Origin of the sequence: Synechococcus sp. MU1611 (assembly GCF_020514255.1) — a bacterium.
In the GTDB taxonomy this organism is placed as follows: domain Bacteria; phylum Cyanobacteriota; class Cyanobacteriia; order PCC-6307; family Cyanobiaceae; genus Parasynechococcus.
This window is the reverse complement of record NZ_VTLC01000001.1, coordinates 99994-116339: the sequence shown is the minus strand read 5'-3', so window position 1 is coordinate 116339 and position 16346 is coordinate 99994. Positions and strand designations below refer to the sequence as shown.

12 protein-coding genes are annotated in these 16346 nt (G+C 59.8%); 9 read left to right on the top strand and 3 right to left on the bottom strand.

Going from position 1 to position 16346, the window contains the following annotated elements:
- The first annotated feature begins 53 nt into the window (after window positions 1–53).
- From FZZ92_RS00580 to FZZ92_RS00565, 4 genes are all read left to right on the top strand, one after another.
- A complete protein-coding gene (locus FZZ92_RS00580; RefSeq protein ID WP_226398866.1) occupies window positions 54–1361 on the top strand; it encodes a homoserine dehydrogenase in 1308 nt (435 codons plus the stop codon).
- Window positions 1362–1525: 164 nt separating this feature from the next.
- On the top strand, window positions 1526–1699 hold the full coding sequence (locus FZZ92_RS00575; protein ID WP_370520009.1) for a hypothetical protein: 174 nt from the start codon (window positions 1526–1528) through the stop codon (window positions 1697–1699).
- 116 nt (window positions 1700–1815) lie between these two features.
- Window positions 1816–3348 carry an ABC transporter substrate-binding protein gene (locus tag FZZ92_RS00570; RefSeq protein ID WP_226398892.1) on the top strand — a complete coding sequence of 511 codons (1533 nt, stop codon included), beginning with the start codon at window positions 1816–1818 and terminating at the stop codon, window positions 3346–3348.
- Window positions 3348–4367, top strand: a complete 1020-nt coding sequence (locus FZZ92_RS00565; RefSeq protein WP_226422323.1) for an ABC transporter permease — start codon at window positions 3348–3350, stop codon at window positions 4365–4367. The genes FZZ92_RS00570 and FZZ92_RS00565 overlap by 1 nt, the downstream gene beginning before the upstream one ends.
- On the opposite strand, the gene FZZ92_RS00560 is transcribed toward FZZ92_RS00565, so the two are convergent.
- Entirely contained in the window at window positions 4361–6007 is a 1647-nt protein-coding gene (locus FZZ92_RS00560) for an alpha/beta fold hydrolase (RefSeq protein ID WP_226398868.1), read from the bottom strand. The two genes, FZZ92_RS00565 and FZZ92_RS00560, sit on opposite strands and share 7 nt — an antisense overlap.
- 5 nt (window positions 6008–6012) lie before the next feature.
- Here FZZ92_RS00560 and FZZ92_RS00555 point away from each other — a divergent pair, with 5 nt between their 5' ends.
- Together FZZ92_RS00555 and FZZ92_RS00550 are read left to right on the top strand one after the other, a co-directional pair.
- Window positions 6013–7284, top strand: coding sequence for an MFS transporter (locus FZZ92_RS00555; RefSeq protein WP_255613936.1), 1272 nt, complete (start codon window positions 6013–6015; stop codon window positions 7282–7284).
- A gap of 99 nt (window positions 7285–7383) precedes the next feature.
- Window positions 7384–8535: a hypothetical protein gene (locus FZZ92_RS00550; protein WP_226422322.1), complete on the top strand. Its 1152-nt coding sequence runs from the start codon at window positions 7384–7386 to the stop codon at window positions 8533–8535.
- A gap of 44 nt (window positions 8536–8579) precedes the next feature.
- Here the strand turns inward: FZZ92_RS00550 and FZZ92_RS00545 are convergent, their stop codons facing one another.
- On the bottom strand, window positions 8580–9365 hold the full coding sequence (locus FZZ92_RS00545; RefSeq protein ID WP_226422321.1) for a hypothetical protein: 786 nt from the start codon (window positions 9363–9365) through the stop codon (window positions 8580–8582).
- A 150-nt stretch (window positions 9366–9515) separates the two neighbouring features.
- Window positions 9516–10607 carry a redox-regulated ATPase YchF gene (gene ychF, locus FZZ92_RS00540; RefSeq protein ID WP_226422320.1) on the bottom strand — a complete coding sequence of 364 codons (1092 nt, stop codon included), beginning with the start codon at window positions 10605–10607 and terminating at the stop codon, window positions 9516–9518.
- A gap of 108 nt (window positions 10608–10715) precedes the next feature.
- On the opposite strand from ychF, the gene FZZ92_RS00535 reads away from it, so the two are divergent.
- The 3 genes from FZZ92_RS00535 to cysS are packed head-to-tail and all read left to right on the top strand — an operon-like array spanning window position 10716 to window position 16334.
- A complete protein-coding gene (locus tag FZZ92_RS00535) occupies window positions 10716–11825 on the top strand; it encodes an efflux RND transporter periplasmic adaptor subunit (RefSeq protein WP_226398872.1) in 1110 nt (369 codons plus the stop codon).
- A gap of 23 nt (window positions 11826–11848) precedes the next feature.
- Window positions 11849–14806, top strand: coding sequence for a DNA polymerase I (gene polA, locus FZZ92_RS00530; RefSeq protein ID WP_226422319.1), 2958 nt, complete (start codon window positions 11849–11851; stop codon window positions 14804–14806).
- Between the two features lie 46 nt (window positions 14807–14852).
- Window positions 14853–16334 (top strand): cysteine--tRNA ligase, encoded by a 1482-nt coding sequence (cysS, locus tag FZZ92_RS00525; protein WP_226398874.1) that lies wholly within the window; start codon window positions 14853–14855, stop codon window positions 16332–16334.
- Window positions 16335–16346: the final 12 nt, after the last annotated feature.

Genomic DNA, 16346 nt, shown 5'->3' with positions numbered 1-16346 from the left:
AAATCACGCCAATACATAGAGTCGCTCAAAATCGTTGCAACACGGATCAGGGAATGGCAGCAAAGGTCGGCGTGGGTCTCCTGGGGCTGGGCACGGTTGGCGGTGGAGTGGCTTCGATCCTCCAGAGTCCAGGAGAACGCCACCCGCTGGTCAATGAACTTGAGCTGATCCGGATTGCCGTCCGCGATCTGAGCCGGCCCCGCCCCGTGGTCTTGGACGAGAGCCTGCTCACCACCGATCCATCGGCGGTGATTCAGGACCCGGCGGTGGACGTTGTGGTGGAGGTGATCGGTGGCCTGGAACCAGCCCGCAGCCTGATCCTTCAGGCAATCGCAGCAGGCAAATCCGTGGTGACCGCCAACAAGGCCGTGATCGCACGCCACGGCCAGGAAATCGCTGAAGCCGCTGCAGCCGCCGGGGTGTACGTGCTGATCGAAGCCGCTGTCGGTGGGGGGATTCCCATCATTGAGCCGCTGAAGCAGTCCCTTGGTGGCAACCGCATCAACCGCGTCAGCGGCATCATCAATGGCACCACCAACTACATCCTCACCCGGATGGCTGAGGAGGGAGCCGCCTACGACGCGGTGCTCAAGGATGCCCAAGACCTCGGGTATGCCGAAGCCGACCCGGCAGCGGATGTGGATGGCCTCGATGCAGCCGACAAGATCGCGATCCTGGCCACCCTTGCGTTCGGCGGCAGTGTGGAGCGCGCCGCGGTTCCCACCGAAGGAATCAGTGGCCTTCAGGGTGTGGATGTGGATTACGCCAACCAGCTGGGCTATGGCGTGAAGCTGCTGGCTGTGGCTGAGCGGATGGCGGCAAGTGGCGATCCGCTGCCGCTCTCTCTGCGCGTGCAGCCGACACTCGTTCCCAAGGACCACCCTCTAGCGGGCGTCAACGGTGTGAACAACGCCATCCTTGTGGAAGGTGATCCGATCGGCCGGGTGATGTTCTACGGCCCTGGAGCGGGGGCCGGCCCGACGGCTTCCGCGGTGGTTGCCGACATTCTCAACATCGCCGGAATTCGCCAGGCCAGCGACGGCCCCGGCAAGGTGGACCCCTTACTGGCCGCGGGGAGCTGGCGGCCCTGCGCCCTGGTCGAGTCAGGCGACATTCGCCAACGCCATTACGTGCGTTTTAAGACAAAAGATGCCCCGGGAGTCATCGGCAATGTCGGCGGCTGCTTCGGCCAACGCAAAGTCTCCATCCAGTCGATCGTGCAGTTCAATGCGAGTGACGCCGGAGCCGAGATCGTTGTGATCACCCATGAAGTGAGTCAACGCCAGATGGATGAGGCTCTCGAAGCGATCCAGGCCCTCCCTGAGGTTTTAGGCCTGGCCGCTCACCTCGGCTGCCTCTAGGGAGACCAACAGAACTGGCGGATGGGTCCGGGCATACGTCAGAATGTCAAGAACTTTCACAGCCCAGGTCCGGATCCACGGATTTGTGCACGAAACGGTTCATGCAGAACCTCATCTGTTCGGTCCCGGGTCAAGGCTGCTCTCTGCAGGAGGGGATCAACCTGATGACTGTGCATCAAGGGGATTGCGTCAACCTGGACAGTGATGACAACACGTATCAGGTCATCGGCGTCGATGGCGATCACGATCGCTGCTGGGTCCGTCGCTGGCCTCTTCAAAGAAGCGAGGGTTCACCGGTGTTCGAAATCTCCATGGAGCGGATTCGCCAGGTCGGCTAACTCGCTGTTGAATAGGCCGACCAGTTGATGCCCGAGGCCCTTTGAAGCGCACCGATCGCCCCACGACACGGACGTGCGGTGGGGTGCTCATAGGGCTCGTTCTGGCCCTCGCTCAGATGGGCTGTCAAGCACCACCCCCGAGCACCCGCATCACGGTGGCATCAGCAGGACGAATCAGTTCTCTCGATCCAGCTCAAGCCAGCACCCTCAGTGCAACGCAACTGATCAGCGCCCTGGGGGATTCGCTCTACCGCCTAAAGAGTGATGGATCCCTGGAGCCACGCCTGGCGGCATCGGCTCCAGTCCTGAGTGATGGCGGACGCACCGTCACCATTCCACTGCGCACCGATGTGCGCTTCCACGATGGAACGCCGTTTAACGCCGCAGCCATGGCCTTCAGCCTGCGGCGCTTCCTCAACATTGGAACCCTCAGCTACGTGGTGGGCGATCGCATCGCATCGGTAGAGGAAGCGGACGCTCATACCTTGCGTCTACGCCTCAATCGCCCATCCACTTCACTGCGTGGGTTACTGACGTCCATCAACCTCACCCCCATTTCACCGAAGGCCTACAGCAGTCACCAGGACCGGTTTCTGCACGATCGCTTTGTTGGAACAGGCCCCTACAAGCTGACCCGCTTCAGCGAACATCAGCAAAGGCTGGAACCCTTTGCCCAGTACTGGGGGGAGGCACCACGCAACAACGGGCTGGATCTGATCACGCTGAGCAACTCCACGGCGCTGTATGGGGCTCTGCGCAGTGGCGAGGTGGATCTGCTGCTCTCCGCCTCCATCGACGAAGACCAACGCCATACCCTGCATCAACAGGCCATCGCAGGAGACCTGCACGAGTCTGTTGGCCCGGCGATGGAGATCGGCTACATCACCTTGCTGAGCAATCAGGATCCATTCCAGGACCCCAACCTGAGACGTGCCCTGGCCGTCAGTCTCAACCGAACTGAGATCAGTGAGCGGGTGAGCTACGGCCTCCGCCGTCCGCTTCGGGCGCTCGTGCCCCCCAGCCTTCCCGGCGGAGCCCTGGCCTCATGGCCGAAACACAACCCCAACCAGGCCCGCGAACTGCTCCGGGCTGCTGGCTACTGCAACGGCCGCCCCCTGCGCTTTCCGCTCACCTTCCGCTCCAATGTGCCCGCCGACAAACTGCTAGCCCTCACCTGGCAGGCCCAGGTGCAACGTGACCTCCCCGACTGCCTGGTGTTGGAGCTTGATGGCGTTGAGTCCACAACCATCTACCGCCAACTGGGGGAGGGTGCCTTCAAAGCCGTGATGCTGGATTGGCGTGGCAGCTACCCCGACCCTGAGGCGTATCTGACGCCGCTATTGAGCTGCACATCGGTGCAGGGCGACAACTGTGTCGATGGTGAAGCGGCGATCAGCGGCAGCTTCTGGAGTGCACCGGGTCTGCAGACCACTCTTCTAGAAACCGACACGCTGGTTGGTGACGCACGTCGGAACGCCCTGGATCGCGTGGAACATCTCTCGGCCAACGGTGCCGCCTACATCCCCGTCTGGCTGGATTCACCTCGAGCCTGGGCCCAACTGAACCTCAGCCCTCCAAAATTTGATGGCAGTGGTCAGTTAATGCTCTCTGAACTGGAGCGCCGATTCGAAGGAACGACAAACAACTAATGGGACGTGCCCGAGACCTAGCCCGCTACAGCGCCACCCGCCTCGCTCTGGCGCCTCTGATGTTGTGGCTGATCGCCAGCCTGGTGTTCCTGCTGCTGCGCGTCGCCCCTGGGGATCCGGTGGATGCGGTCCTCGGCAGCCGGGCACCTGCTGCCGCCAAAGCTGCCATGAGAGCTCGGCTGGGACTGGATCAGTCGTTGCTGGATCAGTACCTCACCTATCTCAACGGTTTACTCCATGGAGACCTGGGACAGGCCCTGATCAACCAGGAGCCAGTGCGGACGATCATCGGCAAAACTTTGCCCGCCAGCCTGGAGCTGAGCGTCATCGCACTGGTGATGGCCGCTGTGGTCGGGCTGAGCGTTGGCTTCAGCGGCATCGCCAGACCGGAAGGAACCCTTGATCTTGGCGGCCGCCTTTACGGACTGGGCACCTATGCACTGCCGCCCTTTTGGGTCGCCATGCTGGTGCAATTGGTGTTCGCCGTCAGCTTGGGGTGGCTGCCGGTGGGCGGGCGATTCCCACCCAGTCTTCTTCCCCCTGATGGAAGCGGCTTTTTCCTGCTTGACAGCGCGCTGCAGAGCAACTGGTCAGCCTTCCGGGGCACCGTGCGTCACTTGATCCTGCCCGCAGGAACCCTGGCACTGCTTCTCAGCGGAACCTTCACAACAGCATTGCGTCTGAACCTGCGACGCACCCTGCGCGGCGACTACGTGGAAGCGGCGCGCAGCCGTGGCCTGAGTGAGCGTCAGGTCATCCTGCGCCACGGGCTCCCAAATGCCTTGCTACCAGTGCTAACCATCGCCGGCATCACCGTGGCATCGTTGATCGGTGGAGCCCTGCTGATTGAAGTCACCTTTTCCTGGCCTGGCATCGCCCTACGCCTGCAGGAAGCCATTAACCAAAGGGACTACCCCGTCGTTCAAGGGATCGTGGTGGTGATCGCCGCCTTGGTGGTGCTGGTGAGTGTTGCCGTTGACCTGCTGGTGGCAGCCCTCGATCCGCGCGTGCGTTACTGACCCATCAGTTCCAAAGCCCGCCGACGCTCCAAGCGATGCCACCGCGTCATTGACGTCGAATCCTTGAGGTGGAGGGAATCCTGGCGGGAAGGTCCGGCGCTGAGGGAATTGAGGAAGCCGATGACTTCAAAGGCAATCACCCGTTGCACGCTGAGGGGATTCACCCCCACCAGCTCCTCACCTAGTCGAAAGAGATCGTCACCTTGCGAGGCCGACTCCTGGCCATCCACACGAATCGGCGAGAAGTGACTGGCCCCCTCAACAACAACCACCCTGCTGGCGGGATGCTGCGACAGTCCGACCATAAGAGCCACCTGCTCATCCAAAGCAGGGGTAATTAGATCGAGCGTGCCGCCGACCAGGAGCATGGGAAGTGACAACGCCTGGCTGGAGCGGTGGGGCCAGATCAAACCACCAAAGCTGTTGAGCCCCACCACCGCCCGAGGGAGCGGAAGCATCGCATTGCCTTCGAGCACACGCCCTGCAGCGAGTTCACACTGGAGCAATTCCGAGAGGTTGGTGAGGGGCAAGCCAGCCAACGCCCCTTCACAGCGCTGATCCATCCCAGGCACCACTGCCGCCCCACTGGCCAGCAGCCCTGTTAGGGCTCCCAGGGAGTGCCCTATCAGTACGACCTCCTCTCCGGGGATGTTCAAATCGCCCTGTCGTTGCGCATCCAGCACCGCCTCAAGATCAGCCAGCCGCTGCTGGAGCACCTCAGCGCCATCAAACGACTGACGGCCCTCGAGCAATGCCTGAACGGCAGTGGCATCACTGCCGGGATGTTCAAGCAACACCACAGGCCAGCCCGCCTTCATCAGCGAGCGAGCGAGCCAGTGGAAGTGATTGGGATCCCCGCCAAGGCCGGGCATGATTAAGACCCAGGTCCGATCGTCACGGGGCGACTGGGGGATCCAGCGTTCCAGTTGCAATGGACGCTGACGATGGCCGACGGACAGCGTTGACGGACGGGACCCGTCTGGCGAGGGCGAACGCTCACCTGGGGGGAGAGGCTGCAAACGCGCTTCTTCCAGGCCAAGCGAGTTCATCAGCCTGTGATGTCGCTTTAGTTCCAGCTTCCAGCGATTGGCGGCACCCACGAGCGCATCGAGATCCAGACGCAGCTGCTGGGTTGGCAAAGCCTCCAGCACATCCAATGTCGAAACGGTCTCCTGCTGTTCAAGCAGCAGTTCGAGCGTGGAAAGAACCAACGCACTGTTAATACGCCCTCCGTCTTCCACCCGAATCAATTCCCCCAGCGCATCCAGAAGGGGACCGGCTCCCCAGCTGCTGAGCATCTGACGCCCGAGGCTGCGCCGGGAGAGAACCGGAGCCTTCAGCAGACGAATCAGCCCTTCTTTGCTTTCGGGAGCGAGAAGACGCATCCAGGTGGACAGCTCCGATCGGGAGAACTGCGATGGATCACCCTCTGGTGACCGCACAAAGGCACCGAGTTCCTCAACGGAAACAGGTAAAACCACGCCATCGATCTTGACCTCCACGTGTTCTGTGGAGCGAACAGGCCACGATCCGCCCGTGCTGAGCAGCAGACTGCCCACCAAGCCCATCGCGATGCATCGTCCTGTTAAGCGTCCGCGCAGCAACGCCTGACCCTCTGCGGTGGTGGAACCAGTTTCCATCACCTCTGAGAAATGTCACCCGACTGAGGTTCCTGGCCTCCATCGGTGCAGGCGGAGTGATGTTTATGACACCACTGATCTTTCATGCGATCGATTTCTCTGCGCGTGAGGTTGGCAGTGGGCTGGCCGTCTCAGCCCTGATTGGCACAGTGGTGCGTCTTCTGAGCGGTGCACTGCTCGATCGAGGCATCCGTTGCTCGTGGCCAGTCAGGGGCACAACGCTGTTGGCGATTGCTGCGGATCTGATCTTGCTGCAGGCCGACAACTACAACAGCTACCTCGTTGGACAACTTCTTCTCGGTTGTGCAGCTGGGTTGTATTGGCCTGCGATCGAATTGGCCGTTCCCTTGAGTTGCGGAAGCTTGCCTTCAGGCAGGGGGTACGCCCTGGTGCGCAGCGCCGATGCTCTCGGCATCGGCATCGGAACGTTGATCGGAACCGCTGCCGCAACCCTGGGCACCCTGCGAACGGTATACAGCGTTGAGGCGGTGTGCATGGGAGCCGTCTTAGTGCTGATCAGCCTTCATCCGCTCCAAGACGGTCCGCCGTATCGCGACCTCAGCCGTAACAGCCCAGAACCTGGAGATCAACTGCCAACCTCCCGTCTGCCCTGGTTGCTTCCCCTGTTGCCAGTGCTGGTAATCAGTGTGGTGGCCACAGGAATCCTTGCCCTTCAGCAGAGTGCACTTCCCCTGGATTTAGTGCGCGGGGGGCTCTTGAGACCGGCCCTGAGCGAAAGCCATAGCAGTGCCCTCATCGCTCTGCAGTTGACCCTGCTGGTGAGCCTGCAGTGGCCGGTGGGTCGTTGGCTGTCGGAGCGCAGCGTTGCCTTCGGCCTAGGCCTGAGCCTTGCAGGATTCAGTGTTGGCTGCGGTTTGGTCGCTCTTTCGTCCCTTTTTGAAAGCGGAACAGCACTCGTGCTGGCAGCTCTGCTGCCGATGGCGTTCGCCCAGGCAGCGTTCCTTCCCACCGCCACAGAAGCGGTCATTGAAGAGACTCCACCGGAGCACCGGGGTTTGGCCATGGCACTGTTTTCCCAGTGCTTCGCCATAAGCGCCATCGTGGCGCCCCTCGCTGGAGGAGCCTTATTGGATCTTCAGGGCAACGGCCTCGTGCTCTGGTTGTTGATGGGAGGAGCCTGCATTGTCGTGGTACCGACCCTTCGCAGCCTGAAACCGCGGTATCGAGCGACAGCAATCAATGCCGATGGGCACCTCCCTGGGAAAAAGCAACAGCGCATTGATGCCGTGGCAGGCAGTCCAGGCAATCTTCGGTAGCGAAGGCCACCGCCTCTGATCGTGCATTAGCGAGGCGAGAATGAACGCAAGCGAAGGTCGCAGGCCACCCATCGGGCAATCGAAGGATTGAGATCAGCCATGACGGAAAAAACATCAGGCGAAGGCAACCAGCCCCGAGGGATCCAACGGCCTCAGCTGATCGTGCATGCCGGCACACACAAAACAGCCTCGACGTACATCCAAGAACGGCTGCACCGCAATCGTGATCTCCTAAAGAGCCAAGGCGTGAACCTGCAGAACCCAGAGGACTGCAAGCCCAAACCGAAAAAACTCGCGGCTGAGCTGTGCAAACAGAGGAGCAGGCGCTGGAAGGCTTTCTTCAAGCAACAACCGGAGGGATCGCATCGGCTTCTCAGTGCGGAGCAATTCGCCGTACCGCTCACCGATCCCGACTGCATCCGGCAACTTGAGGCGATGGCGGATGAAGCAGGCTATGAGCTTCACATTGTGATTTTCATCCGCAGCCAGCTCGACTACATCAACTCGCGATACATCTATTCACTGCGGCGGTTTTACCACCACCAAACCTTTGAGCAGTTTGTTGACGAAGCCTTAAAGGGAAGACTCCAGAATGAGAAAACCAAGCGAGGCAAAATCGAACGTCGTCAGGATGTCTTTGATTTCTGGAGTTATTTCCAGCCTTTACTCAAAGCGAGAGACAAAGGCCTGAAGGTGAGCTTTCTTCCGTTCCGCCAAGGGGGTCTCGATCCTTTCGAGCAGTTCATTCTTGCCATCAACCTATCGACAGCTCTGTCCTGGAAACAATGCCCCCAGCGCCACTACAACCGTAGCCCAGGAATCCGAGGTGTTTGGCTTGCCCGATTGCTCAGCCAACTTCTCAAAGAGAACAAGATTTCCCCAAAAACGATCGAAAATTCCTCTCAGATCATTCTTAGAGAAGAGCAACGAAGGTTCTGGCGCGATCCATCCTTCTGGGGATATTCACGCCAACTCTCAAAGAAAGTCACCAAATACTTCGAGGCCAACAATGAAAAATTTGCAAAAGCAGCATGGAACTGCGATTGGGAGGAGGCGTTCTCCACAACCAATCAAACAGCGCAACGCAGGCGGTCGACCTACACCCCAGGATCGATTGAAAACGAAATATACATGCATGGAATAGCCCACAAGCTGCTCAAACAAATCCGAAGAAGGATTGACAGGAAAACATATAAATCAACCCCAGGTAACATAAAAAATCATCTTCAACACATATTTAGACTTGGCTAGAATCAAGTCGCGCCAGGGTAGTTGACACAGCCAAAATTATTTTTTCAGAGCTTCATATCCAAGGCCTTCAACTCAGACCTATCCAAGCAAAAATGATTGTCGCCACCATTCATTGATGGCCAATTACCCCTCAATCTTCCATTCACATACTGAGCTTTCGTCTTGTCTTTACAATCAAAGACCTGAACCCACGATCTTGAACGCGGACCTCCCTCCACAGCCGGAGTACCAGGAACCCATGATTTCCGGGCTTCTGTAGTCGTGCATGTTTTTCCAGCAGGGCTGGGCTTCCATTGACCATTAACCCAAGTTCCACCCCCAAAAGTAGGAAGACAAGTCTTCTTTTTTGGCGATGTTTCAACGTAATATCCAGCAGTAGCAGCAACAGGCTGTTGATAATAATGCTCAACATAATTCAAGGCAACATATCGATCCGGCTGACCCTTGTGAGGCACTCGCATCGGCGGCATCTTCCAATACTGCACCACATTGTTGGACGTCCAATACTTGTAAGTCCAACCAACCACTTTGGGAAAACCAAGCTGATCTGTTCCTGGCTTTGCAACACAGACATTGTCAGCAAAACAGTTCTCCTTCAGCCCTGAATCCTTTTTTCCATCTGAACCTCCCATTCCAGCAGGAGATTGTCCGCCGTTGGATTGCACACAGCCCGCGTAGTCCTTTGCCTCCAGGCATCGATTGTGAACCTCTTGATTCACAGACTGTGCAACAAGAACCGACTGCGCCACAAGAACAGAGGCCTCATTCGAGGAGCCGCTCAGGGCAACTGCCGCCAGCAATGGAGTAGCCGCAAGCAATTCAAAGGGCATAACTCCAAACAAAGCTTGAGATAATTATATTAAAGATCTCGAGATCTGCCCGAACACGAGAAGAAACCGGAAGAATATCGCTGCAACATCTTCAGGCAATGAGAACTATCTCAATCCGAAAGACCCCATTAACGAGGCATAACCCAATCCCTAAACATTGAACAAAAATTCCATTACATCACCTTCGTCCACCACATACTCCTTTCCTTCACTGCGCAGCCAACCCTTATTGCGTGCTTCTGCCAGTGATCCAGCTTCCAAGAGCTTCTCCCAACCGATCGTCTGAGCTCGGATGAAGCCTCGCTCAAAGTCGGTGTGGATGACCCCAGCGGTTTGCGGTGCGGTCATCCCAGCCTTGAACGTCCAGGCCCGGGTTTCCTTTTCACCGGTGGTGAAGTAGGTGCGCAGACCCAGCAAGCGATAGGTGGCGCGGATCAGACTTTGCAGACCCCCTTCAGTCACCCCCAAACCTTCGAGGTAGTCGGCGCGCTCGTCGTCACCCAGTTCGACCAGCTCAGCTTCCACCTGGGCTGAAATCCGCACCGTTTCGGCCCCTTCGTTGGCCGCTAGCTCATTCACCTCGGTGCAGAAGGCATTGCCATCGGCAAGATCCTCCTCGCTCACATTGGTGGCGTAGATAATTGGCTTGGCCGTTAACAGCCCCAAGGGCTTGATCAAGGCAGCCTCCTCATCTGCCAGCTCGACACTGCGGGCCGCGCCACCGTTCTCAAGCACAGCCTGAATCCGCTCCAACGCAGCATCCTCCAGCTGTGCTTCCTTGCTGGTACGCATCTGCTTCTTCAGACGCTCCCGTCGCTTTTCGATCTGGGCCAGGTCAGACAGACCCAGCTCCAGGTTGATCACCTCCGCATCTCGGGACGGACCAACGGACCCCGAGACGTGAATGACGTCATCGTCCTCGAAACAACGGATCACGTGAACGATCGCGTCCACCTCACGAATGTTGGCCAAAAACTTGTTGCCCAGACCTTCGCCCTGGCTGGCACCTTTCACCAATCCAGCGATATCCACGAACTCCATTCGGGTCGGGATGGTGTTCTGACTCTTGCTGAGTTCGGTTAGCCGATCCAGCCGCTCATCAGGGACTGCCACGCTGCCCACATTGGGCTCGATCGTGCAGAACGGAAAATTGGCAGCCTGCGCCTGGGCATTGGCCACCAATGCGTTGAACAAGGTGGACTTGCCCACATTGGGCAATCCGACAATTCCGGCTTTGAGCATCGGCGGAATCTACCGGCCAACGGCGAGACTGTTGTGAAGTTTTGTGGGCCCATGCTGCAGTCCTTGCGCTCCCCTGCGTCCCAATCTCCTGAGGCCGAGCTTGCATCAATGGCGAAAGGAAGATCCAAGCGGCCCAAAGCAGTGATGGTTGGGCTGCTGGTGCTGGCCCTCTGCGGTGGGGGAGTCCTGCTGCGGTTCGGTCCCTGGAGCAACCGTCAGCGGGACTTGACGCCGTTCACCACCACTGCCGAGCGGGGCGTTCTCTCAGGGGTCATTACCGCCAGCGGCGAACTGCAGGCCCAGCAGAAGGTGAACGTGAGTCCGCGCAAGCAGGGGGTGCTCGATGAACTGCTTGTGGATGAAGGCGATGCGGTGGAGAAAGGCCAGGTGCTGGCGGTGATGGATCAAGCGGATCTCGAGGATCGGTTGCAAGAGAGGCAGGCTCTGCTGCGCCAGGCGGAGGCCAACTTCCAGACCAAAAAAGAGGATTTCGATCGTCGAAGCCAGCTCTATGCCAGTGGCGTGATCAGCGCTGACGACTTCAGCGACGTGCGCTTCGAGATGCTGGCCCGACAGGCGGGCCTGGCTGCAGCTCGAGAACGTCTAGAGCAATTGGAACAGGAGAGCCGTGATCAGAGAATCCGCGCACCCTTCGCCGGCACCATCACTGCGCGCTACACAGAACCTGGATCGTTTGTAACCCCCACCACCGCCGCCTCGGCAACTGCAGGTGCCACCAGCGCATCGATTGTTGAGCTGTCGCAGGGATTGGAAGTCAGCGCCCGCGTTCCGGAAAGCGACATCGGACGCATCTTGACTGGCCAGAACGCCGAGATCCGCGTTGACGCCTTCCCCGATGAACGCTTTTCCGCACGTGTGAGTGAAGTTGCCCCCCGCGCTGAGAAAGAAGACAACGTCACCTCCTTCGAAGTGAAGCTGAACTTCGTCAATCCGCCCAAAAAACTGCTGATCGGCATGACTGCCGACATCAACTTTCAAACAGGGCGCAGTGCACCGAAACTCCTTGTGCCCACCGTGGCAATCGTGACGGAGGAGGGCAAACCGGGCGTTTTGCTGGTGGATGAAAACCAGAAACCACGTTTCCAGCCGGTGGAACTGGGCAACAGCAGCGGCGACCAGACTGCGATCCTGAACGGTCTTGAGTCAGGAACACGCGTGTTCATCGATCTGCCTCCCTGGGCTGATCGCCGCGATTAATCCACCAACTTTTCAACACCGTCATGCCTGAGGCCACCGCCAAGCCCCTTCTGCTGCTTGTGGATGGCCACTCCCTGGCATTCCGCAGCTTTTATGCCTTCAGCAAGGGGGGTGAGGGTGGCCTAGCGACCAAAGACGGCAGGCCGACCAGCGTGACCTATGGCTTTCTCAAAGCCCTTTTAGACAACAGCAAATCCCTGAAGCCTGAAGGCGTCGCGATCGCCTTCGATACGGCCGAGCCCACCTTTCGCCACAAGGCCGACGCCAACTACAAGGCCCATCGGGATGTGGCACCTGAGGTGTTCTTCCAGGACCTTGAGCAGTTGCAGCAGATCCTGGAAACGCACCTGCAGCTCCCCCTCTGCATCGCACCGGGCTTCGAAGCTGACGATGTTCTGGGAACCCTGGCAAACCGAGCAGCCGAAACGGGCTGGGGCGTTCGGATCCTGTCTGGGGACCGCGACCTGTTTCAGCTTGTGGATGACAGCCGCGACATCGCGGTGCTGTACATGGGCGGAGGCCCCTACGCCAAAAGCAGTGGCCCAATGCTGATTCGTGAAGAGGGGGTGCTCGGCAAGCTCGGCGTGATGCCCGACAAGGTGGTGGATCTCAAGGCCCTGACCGGTGACAGCTCCGACAACATCCCCGGCGTGCGCGGTGTGGGCCCGAAAACGGCGATCAACCTGCTCAAGGAGAACAGCGATCTCGACGCGGTCTACGCCACCCTCGAGCAAGTGGAAGCGGAAGGGCCGAAAGCCAGTCGGGGAGCCATCAAGGGAGCACTCAAGGGAAAACTGCGCTCAGACCATGACAACGCCTATCTCTCGCGCAAGCTGGCCGAGATTCTTGTGGATGTTCCCCTCCCCAAGGAACCAAGCTTGCCGTTGTCTTCGGTGGATGCCGACGGCCTGAGGAGTTGCCTGGAAGACCTCGAGCTCAACAGCCTGCTGCGCCAGGTGGGGAGCTTTGTGGCGGCCTTTTCAGAAGGTGGTTACAGGGCCAACGCGGAGGCCGCTGCTGCCAAGACCACCCGCCCTGCCCCCTCAGAACAGCCGAGTGCCGATGCCGCGGCCAACCAGGCGACAGACGAGGAGGTGGGGCTGCCCGCCCTGAAACCCCAGCTGATCCAAACCGAAGCAGCCCTGGATGCACTGGTGCAGAGGCTGATGGCCTGCACCGACAGCACCCAGCCTGTCGCCCTCGACACGGAGACCACCGACCTCAACCCCTTTCGGGCTGAGCTGGTGGGCATCGGCATTTGCTGGGACGAGGCCCTGGACGCGCTGGCCTACATCCCGCTGGGGCACAAGAGCACCGAAGACAGCAGCCCTGAGCAGCTGGCGTTGGAAACCGTACTCACCGCCCTCGCTCCTTGGCTGGCCAGCAACACCCACCCCAAAACCCTTCAAAACGCCAAATACGACCGCTTGATCCTGCTGCGACACGGCGTTGCCCTGGAGGGTGTTGTGATCGACACGCTGCTGGCGGATTACTTACGGGATGCAGCAGCCAAACATGGCCTGGAGCTGATGGCGGAGCGGGAATTTGGCTTCCAGCCCACCTCCTTCACGGATCTGGTGGGCAAAAAACAAACCTTCGCCGATGTCCCGCTGGAGCCCGCCAGCCTGTACTGCGGCATGGACGTTCACGTCACCCGCCGTCTGGCACTGCTGCTTCACAGTCAGCTGGAGGGAATGGGTCCCCAGCTGCTGCCGCTGCTCGAACAGGTTGAGCAGCCCCTGGAACCGGTGCTGGCCCTCATGGAGTCCACCGGAATCCGGATCGATGTGTCCTACCTCCAGGGCCTCTCGGAGGAAATGGGAACCACCCTGCAGCGGTTGGAATCCGAAGCCAAAGAAGCCGCCGGCGTTGAGTTCAACCTGGCCTCACCCAAGCAGCTGGGGGAACTGCTGTTCGACACCCTGGGGCTGGATCGCAAGAAATCCCGCCGAACCAAGACCGGCTTCAGCACCGATGCCACCGTGCTGGAGAAACTCGGCAATGACCACCCCGTGGTGCCGCTGGTGCTGGAGCACCGGGTGCTCAGCAAGCTCAAGAGCACGTACATCGATGCCCTGCCCCAATTGGTGGAGGCGGAAACAGGGCGTGTCCATACCGATTTCAACCAGGCGGTGACGGCGACGGGCCGGCTGAGCAGCAGCAACCCCAACCTGCAGAACATCCCAGTGCGCACCGAGTACAGCCGGCGCATCCGCAAGGCCTTCCTGCCTCAGGAAGGTTGGACCCTGCTCAGTGCTGACTACTCCCAGATCGAGCTGCGCATTCTCACGCACCTCTCGGGCGAAGAGGTGCTGCAGGAGGCCTACCGCAACGGCGATGACGTGCACGAGCTGACCGCCAGGCTGCTGTTGGATAAAGACGAGGTCAGCCCGGATGAACGCCGCCTCGGCAAGACCATTAACTTCGGCGTGATCTATGGCATGGGGGCCCAGCGCTTTGCACGGGAAACCGGCGTCAACCAGAGCGAAGCCAAGGATTTTCTGGCCAAATACAAGCAGCGCTACCCGAAGGTGTTCGCCTTCCTGGAGCTGCAGGAACGTCTTGCCCTGAGCCGCGGCTACGTGGAAACCATCCTTGGCCGCCGGCGCCCGTTCCATTTTGACCGCAATGGTTTGGGCAGACTGCTGGGCAAGGACCCCTTGGAGATCGATCTGGATGTAGCCCGCCGCGGAGGCATGGAGGCTCAACAACTCCGGGCCGCGGCCAATGCTCCGATTCAGGGATCGAGTGCCGACATCATCAAAGTGGCGATGGTGCAGCTGCAAGCAGCCCTGCAGCGTCAGGGGCTGCCGGCCCAACTGCTGCTGCAGGTGCACGACGAACTGGTGCTCGAAGTCGCACCGGATGCCTTGAAGGCCCTCCGAGAGCTGGTGGTGAAGACCATGGAACAGGCCGTCGAGCTGACTGTGCCCTTGGTGGTGGAGACCGGCGTCGGCGCGAACTGGATGGAAGCGAAATAAACGCAACCGAACAGGCCGTAGCCTCAGCCGCAGCTTCTGAACGGCTGTGTCCTTGCGGCTCACCAACACCCTCACCCGCCGCACCGAGCCGTTCACACCGCTGACACCGGGCAAAGCGAGCATCTACTGCTGCGGCGTGACGGTCTATGACCTCTGCCACCTGGGCCATGCCCGCAGCTACATCAACTGGGATGTGCTGCGGCGGTATCTGATCTGGCGGGGCATCGAGGTGACCTTCGTTCAGAACTTCACCGACATCGACGACAAGATCCTCAAACGCGCCGATGAGGAGAACTCCACGATGACGGCCGTCAGCGAGCGGAACATCGAGTCCTTCCATCAGGACATGGATGCTCTTGGAATCCTGCGGCCTGACCGCATGCCCCGCGCCACTCAGTGCCTGGATGGGATCCGCAATCTCATCGGCGAACTGGAAGCCAAAGGTGCGGCCTACAGCGCTGAAGGGGATGTGTACTTCGCAGTGATGAAGCATGCCGGTTACGGCAAGCTCAGCGGCCGCGATTTGGGCGAACAACAGGACAATGCAGCTGGTCGCGTTGCCGATGCCGAAGAGGCCCGCAAGAAACACCCCTTCGATTTCGCGCTATGGAAAGGGGCCAAACCCGGAGAACCCAGCTTCCCCTCCCCCTGGGGTGAGGGACGCCCTGGCTGGCACATCGAATGCTCAGCCATGGTGCGGGCGGAGCTCGGAGACACAATCGACATCCACCTCGGTGGCGCCGACCTGGTGTTCCCGCACCACGAGAACGAGATAGCCCAATCCGAAGCAGCTACAGGCCAAGACCTGGCCCGGATCTGGATGCACAACGGCATGGTCAATGTCGGCGGGCAGAAGATGAGCAAATCCCTCGGCAACTTCACCACCATCCGCGCGCTGCTGGAGAGCGGGGTCTCGGCGATGACCCTGCGCCTGTTTGTACTTCAAGCGCACTACCGCAAGCCGCTTGATTTCACCGCGGATGCCTTGGATGCCGCGGCCACCGGCTGGAAGGGGCTCAACGCGGCACTGGGTCTTAGCGATCGCCATGGCGACAGCCTCGGCTGGAGCTCCGCCGCACCCTTGCAGGAGGGAGCCGTGAATGCCGATGGCGGTCCCACCGACACCGTTCTGATTGAGCTTGAGCAACGCTTCATCAGCGCCATGGATGATGACCTCAACAGCTCGGGGGGACTGGCTGTTCTGTTCGATCTGGCCAAGCCCCTCCGGGCCCTTGCCAACCGGCTGGAACGGGGCGAGGACGCCGCACTGCCTGAGCCGGAGTTGAACGCCCTCCAGGGTCGCTGGCAGCTCCTACGCCAACTGGCGGCGGTGTTGGGACTGCGCACAGAAGCAGAGGCGGCCTCGAACCTCGATGACAGCGCGATTGATGCGGCCATCGCAGACAGAAAGGCTGCCAAAGCCGCGAAGAACTACGCAGAAGCCGACAGGATCCGGGATGAGCTCGCTGCCAAGGGTGTGGAGCTGATCGACAAACCCGGCGGTGTGACGGAGTGGATCCGCTCCTGATCCCGGCAGACT

Excerpts from the sequence above, each read along its gene's own strand:
- polA (WP_226422319.1), top strand. The coding sequence starts at position 11,849 with ATGCCTGAGGCCACCGCCAAGCCCCTTCTGCTGCTTGTGGATGGCCAC.
- FZZ92_RS00580 (WP_226398866.1), top strand. The coding sequence starts at position 54 with ATGGCAGCAAAGGTCGGCGTGGGTCTCCTGGGGCTGGGCACGGTTGGC.
- FZZ92_RS00535 (WP_226398872.1), top strand. The coding sequence starts at position 10,716 with ATGGCGAAAGGAAGATCCAAGCGGCCCAAAGCAGTGATGGTTGGGCTG.
- FZZ92_RS00565 (WP_226422323.1), top strand. The coding sequence starts at position 3,348 with ATGGGACGTGCCCGAGACCTAGCCCGCTACAGCGCCACCCGCCTCGCT.
- FZZ92_RS00545 (WP_226422321.1), bottom strand. The coding sequence starts at position 9,365 with ATGCCCTTTGAATTGCTTGCGGCTACTCCATTGCTGGCGGCAGTTGCC.
- FZZ92_RS00570 (WP_226398892.1), top strand. The coding sequence starts at position 1,816 with ATGGGCTGTCAAGCACCACCCCCGAGCACCCGCATCACGGTGGCATCA.
- FZZ92_RS00575 (WP_370520009.1), top strand. The coding sequence starts at position 1,526 with ATGACTGTGCATCAAGGGGATTGCGTCAACCTGGACAGTGATGACAAC.
- FZZ92_RS00560 (WP_226398868.1), bottom strand. The coding sequence starts at position 6,007 with ATGGAAACTGGTTCCACCACCGCAGAGGGTCAGGCGTTGCTGCGCGGA.
- FZZ92_RS00550 (WP_226422322.1), top strand. The coding sequence starts at position 7,384 with ATGACGGAAAAAACATCAGGCGAAGGCAACCAGCCCCGAGGGATCCAA.
- ychF (WP_226422320.1), bottom strand. The coding sequence starts at position 10,607 with ATGCTCAAAGCCGGAATTGTCGGATTGCCCAATGTGGGCAAGTCCACC.